Origin of the sequence: Shewanella sp. DNRA4 (genome assembly GCF_012843185.1) — a bacterium.
Classification (GTDB): Bacteria; Pseudomonadota; Gammaproteobacteria; order Enterobacterales; family Shewanellaceae; genus Shewanella; species Shewanella xiamenensis.
The window spans coordinates 69,897-78,111 of sequence record NZ_JABAIP010000019.1; the positions used below are offsets into that span (position 1 = coordinate 69,897).

An 8,215-nucleotide genomic window follows, 5' to 3' on the forward strand; every position below is an offset into this window, starting at 1 on the left:
GCGCCCAATGGCTCGCCAATAAACCCTAAAAACACTTTAAAAAATGCTAGGTTATCCTAAAAAATGCCGCGGAGTATAGTTAATACCATGGGAGTGGAGAGATTTACAGCAAAGAGGTCGAAGACTGCGCTAACAGCTCACCATTAGCGCAAATAAGGTCAGTGCTCAGCTTGAAGAAAGTTGATCCGTACCAAAATCATCATCAAAACAGTTGGTATTGGCTGGCGAGCAATTTCACACTCATGGCCAGCGACATGGTCACTACTAAGGGCTTAATGATCTTTGTGCCCTTAGTGACCACTAAACGTGATCCCAAGGTTGCCCCAATGGCTTGGCCCGCTAACATCACTAAACCGAGTAACCAAATGACTTTTCCGCCAAGGGCGAAAAAAATCAGCGAGGCAATATTGGTCGAAAAATTCAACACCTTTGCGTGAGCCGTCGCTTTGGCGAGGCCAAAACCCGCAAGGGTAACAAACGCCAACGCAAAAAAGCTGCCAGTCCCCGGACCAAAAAAGCCATCATACAAGCCCACACCTAACGCGGCAGTAAAAGCAAAGGCGGTAGGGGTTAAGACTTGGTGGCGATCATCTTCCGAAATCTTTTTCGAAAACAAGAAGTAGCAACCAATAGCGAGGATTAAAAACGGCAATACTAACTCAAGAATTTTGGTATCCACTAACTGCACCAACACTGTACCTAACGCCGCACCGACAAAGGCACAAAACAGCGCGAGTTTGACAGTTTTGAGATCAACCAATCCCTTACGAACAAAGTACAAGCTCGCAAAAAAGCTGCCACCGCATGCCTGTAACTTGTTAGTGCCAAGGGCGACCGCTGGCGGTAACCCAGCCCACATTAACGCAGGAATGGTCAGTAATCCCCCACCTCCAGCAATAGAGTCGATAAAGCCCGCCACCATCGCCACGCCAAACAGTAATGCTGCAACTTGTAGAGTTAATTCAAATTCCATGATTTTTATAATTGAGTTATAGGAGCTAAGGCTTCGCATTAGACTGCGTTTGCCTTATAAATGCAAAGGAGTTATTGTCGCGCTAGCGTGAGTAAAGCTCACACTAAACCGTTTGTTAAACACCTTGATTTGGATATGAATATGTTTACTAGCTTGCCACCGCTCAATGCATTACGGGCATTCGAGTCTGCTGCCCGCTTACAGAGTATGACGCTGGCGAGCAAAGAACTGCACGTCACCCATGGCGCAATCAGTAAACAAATCAGGGTATTAGAAGATTTTTTAGGTTTCGCCCTCTTTGTTAGGCTACATAAAAAAGTCGAACTCACAGACGAAGCCAAGCGTTACTTCCCCCATGTACAAGCGGCGCTGCAAACCCTATCGAGCGCCACCGCCGATTTGCGTAGCCAAGGTTCTCGGCCACAAACCTTAGCCATCAATGTATTACCAAGTTTAACCATCAACTGGTTAATCCCTCGTATGGAGCAATTTAAGTCGCGTTATCCACATCTATATGTGGATCTCTCGATAGGTGACTTTGCCGTTGACTTCAGCCAAGGGCGCTACGACATCGCGATCCGCAGTAGTACCAAGCTGCCTAAGGGAGTGAATTACATCAAACTCATGGATGAAGATCTGTGCTTAGTTTGCGCGCCGTCATTGACCCCAAAACTGAAATGTACTGAGGATATTAATCATGTCACCTTACTCAAACACACCACTCGCCCAGAACTTTGGGATTATTGGGCTGAAAAGGTAGGCTTAACACTCACGCAAGAGCAAACCTTTGGCGTGGAGCATTTTTACATGTTGAGTCAGGCAGCTGCCAGTGGCATGGGCGCGGCGTTGATCCCACGCTTTTTTATTGAAGAACAATTAGCTAACGGCAGTTTAGTCATCCCCTTTCATGCACCGTTTACCAGCCCATACGTTTATTACCTACTCACACCTAAATCCCCAAGCTTGCCGTTAAAAGTGCAAGCATTTATCGAGTGGATGCTCGACCTCTTCGCTCCTTATCGCAATGCATGCTAAAAACTAAAAACCACCCGAAGGTGGTTTTTACGTCAGTCATAGTAACCACGTTACATGGTTGCCATTGTCCAATAATCGAGGCGCTTTTGAGGATCAGCCAGTAAGTTTTTACACTCTTCTTTATATTTCCCCATCAATACCCCGAGATTACTAGAGCCACCCAGGCTTTGTATTTGACGAGCTTTGGCATCGGCAACGGCTTGGGTCACCTCGGCTTCTGACTGGTATTTCTTCGCCAGATTTTCGGCTTCAACTTTAGACGCTTTTAAGCGTTCACCCACCGCTTGCATTTGTGGGGCATTCATGGCGCCAATCGCTTCAGAGCTAATTTGATAATAGGCTGCACATTCAATAGCTTCTTTAGCCAGAGCCTGTTGGGCTTCATCCGCAAACACGCTGTGGCTCATCGTCAGCATAAGACCTGCAATAGCAAAAGCTTTTAACATTGATATTGTCCTTTTTATTAGTAATTAAGAGTAAGCGACTTAAGCTAAGGATTTAGCTCAAGTTCATAGGTTACAAATTGTTGATCGCGCACAAACCCAAGTGCTTCATAAAGCCCTTGGGCGCGTAAATTCTCTTTTTGGGTTTCGAGCACTAAATAACGTGCTCCTTGGCTACGAGCATAGTCTGCTGCCCGTTGTACCAGCGCCCGACCTAGCCCGACACATCGCGCATGCTGCGTGACAAATACATCATTCAGAATAAAAATCGGCGCTAAATTAAGGGATGAAAAACTGGGATATAACTGCACAAAACCCAAGCCTAAACCTTGAGGTGAGCGCGCAAAAAAAATCACCGATGACCCTTCATGCAAACGAGTTCGGATAAACAGCTCACCTGCCTCTACATCATCCTTACAGCCATAAAACTGCCGATACTCATTAAATAAAGGAGCAATATCATGACTGTGGGACTCATTAGCTTGAATGATTCTATTTGCCATCGGCTTAACCAACCTTAAGTCCATATCCATATTGACGTCTTATCAAGCTATATCTACTCATATTAGATATGCGCGATACGCATCCATCATTCCTTACACTACCAGTCGCTGTTGTAAGCGAAAGATTAAATGATGTTTCACCGTCGCCCACTCAGAATCAATAATGGAATAAACCACTGTGTCCCGAATGGTGCCATCCTTAAGAATTTTATTATTCCGTAAAACCCCATCTTGCTTGGCTCCTAAACGAGCGATGGCTTGGCGCGAAGCTTGATTGTGCCAATGGGTTCTAAACTCCACCGCAATGGCCTCAAGGGTTTCAAAGGCAAAGGTGAGTAGTAGCAATTTAGCCTCGGTATTAATACCTGTGCGCTGGGCGCGCTTAGCATACCAAGTGTAACCAATCTCTAAATGGCGATGCTCACTCTCCCAATGGCAAATGCGCGTACAACCCACAATCTCACCAGAAACTTTGTCTCGCACCGCAAAGGGAAAACTTTCCCCACGGGATTTTTCAGCTAAGGCTTTCATTACATAAGCTTTCATCTCACTCGGCTCAGGCACACTGGTAAACCATAAACGCCACAGTTCACCATCAGTGACCGCTAAGCTAAGTGCCGCCACATGGGATAACGATAAAGGCTCTAGAACGGCATATTCACCATTTAAACACGCTGAAAGATCATCATTGCCCATTATCTCGTCTCCATTAACGCGGTAAAAAGTGTGCTATTGCGCACACTTTTTACTAGCCTATCATTTATATAAAATAAAAAAACCTCTATTTTCAACATGATTATATAAATTTTATTCCGGACAATAGCTAAGTTTCTCTTAAGCTTCACCGTTGAAAATGACAGGTTAATGAATCGGTGCATAAGCCTGCCATGGTTTAGCACATGGCACGCTGTAGCCTAGGGCTCCAGCCTATTTAGATCGTGTAAATATAAGGCCTACCAACACATCAATGTATTTAGGGCGTGTTGACGTTTCGAGATTAAATTTTGTTCGTTCTGGCAAGCTCGTGCTCGCGAAACGAGGAATGATGTGTAGTTTACTCAAATGACGAGCGGCTCTTATAACAGAAAGTAAGAGCAAGGGCTTGCCAGACGAATCCTTCGGGCAGCATTTGGCTGACGTTTCTGCAGCGTTATCGTCCGTTTATGTAGAATAACTACACAGCACGGACTTTGCCTTGCATAAACGCCAGCCCAATTGCTGCAAAAATAACCCTGAAACGTCAACACGCCCTAGTAGGCCTTTTGATGTATCCCACTCGCTTTCGCAGGCGCGATAACCTTACACTATGGGTTAATACTATATTTTTCGTTTTATTCTATTAGCCGAGTACGGCAAGTAGTATCCCCGCAGCGACCGCAGAACCTAGCACGCCAGCAACGTTCGGTCCCATAGCATGCATTAATAGAAAGTTATGCTGATTAGCCTCTAATCCCACTTTATTCACTACCCTTGCAGCCATAGGCACAGCCGATACTCCTGCCGCCCCAATCAGCGGATTAACCTTACCGCCGGATAACTTACACATCAGTTTTGCCATCAACACTCCTGCGGCAGTACCTATACCAAAAGCAAGGGCACCAAGTACTAAGATCCCCAAGGTTTCTACCCGCAAAAACTGCTCGGCCGATAATTTAGAGCCGACAGCTAAGCCCAAAAAAATCGTCACGATATTAATCAGCTCGTTTTGTGCTGTTTTTGAAAGCCTATCCACCACGCCCGATTCGCGCATTAAGTTACCAAGGCAAAACATCCCTACCAGTGGCGTTGCCGCGGGTAAAAACAGAATGGTTAAGCCTAATACCATCAGCGGAAAAATAATCCGCTCCTTTTTACTGACTTCCCGTAGCTGCTCCATTTTTATCTCACGTTCCGCTTGGGTTGTGAGTAAACGCATGATCGGCGGCTGAATAATCGGCACCAACGCCATATAGGAATAAGCCGCCACAGCAATCGCTCCCAGTAACTCAGGTGCAAGCTTAGAGGCAAGGAAAATAGCCGTTGGTCCATCCGCGCCACCGATAATGGCAATGGCTGCGGCATCCTGCATGGTAAATTCAAAGCCTGGCACCAAATTCAGCGCTATAGCGCCAATTAAGGTCGCAAAGATCCCAAACTGCGCCGCCGCGCCGAGTAATAAGGTTTTTGGGTTGGCGATCAGTGCACTAAAATCTGTCAGTGCTCCGACCCCCATAAAGATCAGCAGTGGAAAAACGCCGGTTTCAATCCCCACATGATAGGCGTAGTAGAGTATTCCCCCCTCTTGGGTAAAACCTGCGTTGGGAATATTCGCCAGCACTGCACCAAAGCCAATAGGCAACAGCAACAAAGGCTCAAATCCACGCACGATAGCGAGGTATAACAGCAACATGCCAACGGCCATCATTAAGACTTGCCCTGCGGTAAAATGGGCTATGCCCGTTTCGGCCCAAAACGCCAGTAAACCATCCATATAGACTCCTAGGCTAAGGCCAATAATTGAGAACCCACGACAACTGAATCCCCTTCTTTCACAAAGAGATGGGTAATAACACCATCCCCCTGAGCGCGGATCTCTGTCTCCATTTTCATCGCCTCAAGGATGATCACCACATCGCCGGCGCAAACCTTGTCGCCAATCCCCACATGCACTTTAAAGATATTGCCCGATAGCGGCGCACTCATCTTCAGCTTAATCTCGGCGGATTGAGCCAATGGAGCACTGTTTAAATGAGAAGTAGGGGCATAATTAAGCTGCGAAGCTACCTGTCCTTGAGGTTGGATCTGACTAATTTCGCCGCCCTCGGCAACCTCAACCACATAAGTTTGCCCCTCAACCGTGACGGTATAGGTTTCGGCCTCACGCGGCGTAACTGGTAAGATTGGCGCAAGTTCAGGGTTTGGCTCAAAGGCGGTTGGATCGTGACGGTGCTTTAAAAACTGTAAGCCAATCTGTGGAAAGAGCGCATAAATAAGTAAATCATCGTCCGAAGACTTTTCCTTACTCTCTAAGACGAGACTAATCCCTTGATCCTGCGCCTTTGATAATAACTCTGCACGCAACTTGTCTAACTCTGGTACGAGTAAATCCGCAGGACGGCAGGTGATCGCCACCTGCCCATTAAGTACTCTTGCCTGCAACTCTGAATTCACTGGCGCTGGCGTAGCACCATATTCGCCCCTTAGCACACCTTCAGTCTCTTTCGTCAACGATTGGTATCTTTGTCCCATCAGTACGTTGATAACGGCTTGCGAGCCAACAATTTGCGAGGTTGGCGTGACCAAAGGCAGAAAACCTAAATCTTGGCGTACCCGAGGGATCTCCTCCAGCACCGCATCCATCTTATCTAGTGCACCTTGCTCTTTGAGTTGACTCTCCATATTTGTCAGCATGCCGCCAGGGACTTGAGCACGTAGAATGCGGGAATCAATCCCCTTTAGCGCACCTTCGAATTTGGCGTATTTTTTGCGAACCTCACGAAAATAAGCGGCAATCTCCTCAAGTAATACAAGATCATAGCCTGTTGCACGTTCAGTATCTTCCACCATAGCGACTACCGTTTCAGTTGCCGTATGACCATAGGTTTGACTCATGGATGAAATCGCGGTATCGAGTACATCGACTCCCGCCTCAATAGCCTTTTGATAGGTTGCGGTACTAAGGCCTGTGGTGGCGTGGCAATGCAATGTGAGCATGAGTTGAGTTTGTGATTTTAAGCGACTGATAAGCTCAAAGGCTTCCATCGGCTTCAGCAGACCCGCCATATCTTTAATACACAGCGAATGGCAGCCCATGTCCTCAAGACGCTTTGCCATATCAACCCAAGTATCAACCGAATGAACAGGGCTAGTTGTATAAGAAATTGTGCCTTGCGCGTGCCCACCGACATCACGCACCGCTTTAACTGCCATCTCTAGGTTACGCACATCATTCATCGCATCAAAGATACGGAAGACATCGACACCATTGGCATGCGCACGCTCGACAAAACGTGTCACTAAATCATCGGCATAATGGCGATAACCCAATAGATTTTGACCGCGCAACAACATTTGTTGAGGCGTATTGGGCATGATCTTTTTCAGTTCGCGGATCCTATCCCAAGGGTCTTCCCCCAAATAACGGATACAGGCATCGAAGGTCGCTCCGCCCCAAGACTCTAGCGACCAAAAACCGACTTTATCAAGTAAAGGTGCAATCGGAAGCATGTCATCGAGGCGTAAACGCGTCGCTAAAATAGACTGATGTGCATCCCTCAAGACAACATCGGTTAACTGTAATGGCTTAGACGCCACTATCGAATTTACTCGGTTCATATGGCGCTCCATTATTTAGCCTGAGAACGATACTGCTGGACGGCTAAGCTGATCGCAGCCACCAATTTAGGCTCTAAAGTGCTTGAAGCTCCAGTTGAGCTCGCATCATTGACCTTCAACGGTTCTACTGCTTTGTGCTCTTCACGACACCACTTAGCAACCAGATTCACAGCTAATATCAATACACTTAAAAATAAATAGACCAGCCCCATCCCCAATAACATGATGCCAACAGCGTCTAATAACTGTTGCGTTAGCTCCCCTTTCACTGCCCTACCTCCTTCGCCCTTAACCAACATTCGCGTTTTAAATTAACAACCACACAACATCTGCATTGATAACAAATTTAATCGGCGAATGTAAATTGGTAAGACCAATTTACATAAGATCAGCAGCAAGTGTCTGAGGGATCCTTAGTGAACGACCGATAAAATGAATATTCGTTAATGAAACGGCAAAGCAGAAATTTTTATTGAGGAGTAATGACGAAATGAAGATACCAGCCAAGATGAAACCAAAAGCAAACATGGGCTGACAATAAGGTTCTGACTCCCCCTTAAACGAGCATACGAAGAGTACAAGCTTTAAATTTACTGATTAGTCCTATAAGGACAAAAATCAAAGGGGTCTCAATGCACTAAAGTATTTAGATCAAGCAGCCATTTAAATGAATGATGCTAAAGGTGTTGGAGAATGAAGAAAACGGAGCAATGAGGGGCTCTCTGTTTATATTCTGTATGAGGCGAAAAATTAAAGATACTTAGAGAAGTATTGTGAAGAATTGAACGTTGAAATTCAAAACACTAAATGCAAAAAAGCCAGCTTATTCAGCTGGCTTCATTGTTTATTTAGGCGCTTGGCGATGACCTACTCTCACATGGGGAGACCCCACACTACCATCGGCGCGATTGCGTTTCACTTCTGAGTTCGGGATGGGATCAGGTGGG

The 8,215-nt window shown here is 46.2% G+C and carries 8 protein-coding genes and 1 rRNA gene; 1 reads left to right on the forward strand and 8 read right to left on the reverse strand.

Annotated features, from left to right (window positions below; translation table 11 throughout):
* Nucleotides 1-202: 202 nt before the first annotated feature.
* On the reverse strand, nt 203-973 hold the full coding sequence (locus tag HG547_RS18675; protein ID WP_037419568.1) for a TSUP family transporter: 771 nt from the start codon (nt 971-973) through the stop codon (nt 203-205).
* A 141-nt stretch (nt 974-1,114) separates the two neighbouring features.
* Between HG547_RS18675 and HG547_RS18680 the strand changes: the two genes are divergently transcribed.
* Nucleotides 1,115-2,008 carry a LysR family transcriptional regulator gene (locus tag HG547_RS18680; RefSeq protein ID WP_169548697.1) on the forward strand — a complete coding sequence of 298 codons (894 nt, stop codon included), beginning with the start codon at nt 1,115-1,117 and terminating at the stop codon, nt 2,006-2,008.
* A gap of 50 nt (nt 2,009-2,058) precedes the next feature.
* Here the strand turns inward: HG547_RS18680 and HG547_RS18685 are convergent, their stop codons facing one another.
* The 7 genes from HG547_RS18685 to rrf form a co-directional block, all read right to left on the reverse strand.
* Nucleotides 2,059-2,454, reverse strand: a complete 396-nt coding sequence (locus tag HG547_RS18685; protein WP_037419558.1) for a hypothetical protein — start codon at nt 2,452-2,454, stop codon at nt 2,059-2,061.
* A gap of 44 nt (nt 2,455-2,498) precedes the next feature.
* Complete coding sequence (locus HG547_RS18690; protein ID WP_037419745.1) at nt 2,499-2,954, reverse strand: GNAT family N-acetyltransferase; 456 nt, start codon at nt 2,952-2,954, stop codon at nt 2,499-2,501.
* Between the two features lie 93 nt (nt 2,955-3,047).
* Nucleotides 3,048-3,650: a GNAT family protein gene (locus HG547_RS18695; RefSeq protein WP_169548698.1), complete on the reverse strand. Its 603-nt coding sequence runs from the start codon at nt 3,648-3,650 to the stop codon at nt 3,048-3,050.
* Nucleotides 3,651-4,293: 643 nt separating this feature from the next.
* On the reverse strand, nt 4,294-5,424 hold the full coding sequence (locus HG547_RS18700) for a sodium ion-translocating decarboxylase subunit beta (protein ID WP_037419548.1): 1,131 nt from the start codon (nt 5,422-5,424) through the stop codon (nt 4,294-4,296).
* An 8-nt stretch (nt 5,425-5,432) separates the two neighbouring features.
* On the reverse strand, nt 5,433-7,268 hold the full coding sequence (gene oadA / locus HG547_RS18705; RefSeq protein ID WP_169548699.1) for a sodium-extruding oxaloacetate decarboxylase subunit alpha: 1,836 nt from the start codon (nt 7,266-7,268) through the stop codon (nt 5,433-5,435).
* 11 nt (nt 7,269-7,279) lie between these two features.
* Nucleotides 7,280-7,537: an OadG family transporter subunit gene (locus HG547_RS18710; RefSeq protein WP_037419542.1), complete on the reverse strand. Its 258-nt coding sequence runs from the start codon at nt 7,535-7,537 to the stop codon at nt 7,280-7,282.
* A 585-nt stretch (nt 7,538-8,122) separates the two neighbouring features.
* Nucleotides 8,123-8,215, reverse strand: a 5S ribosomal RNA gene (gene rrf, locus HG547_RS18715); the annotation flags it as partial.

What these genes read in the sequence shown, in the direction of transcription:
- HG547_RS18675 (WP_037419568.1), bottom strand. Translation starts at nt 973, where the DNA reads ATGGAATTTGAATTAACTCTACAAGTTGCAGCATTACTGTTTGGCGTG.
- HG547_RS18680 (WP_169548697.1), top strand. Translation starts at nt 1,115, where the DNA reads ATGTTTACTAGCTTGCCACCGCTCAATGCATTACGGGCATTCGAGTCT.
- HG547_RS18685 (WP_037419558.1), bottom strand. Translation starts at nt 2,454, where the DNA reads ATGTTAAAAGCTTTTGCTATTGCAGGTCTTATGCTGACGATGAGCCAC.
- HG547_RS18690 (WP_037419745.1), bottom strand. Translation starts at nt 2,954, where the DNA reads ATGGCAAATAGAATCATTCAAGCTAATGAGTCCCACAGTCATGATATT.
- HG547_RS18695 (WP_169548698.1), bottom strand. Translation starts at nt 3,650, where the DNA reads ATGGGCAATGATGATCTTTCAGCGTGTTTAAATGGTGAATATGCCGTT.
- HG547_RS18700 (WP_037419548.1), bottom strand. Translation starts at nt 5,424, where the DNA reads ATGGATGGTTTACTGGCGTTTTGGGCCGAAACGGGCATAGCCCATTTT.
- oadA (WP_169548699.1), bottom strand. Translation starts at nt 7,268, where the DNA reads ATGAACCGAGTAAATTCGATAGTGGCGTCTAAGCCATTACAGTTAACC.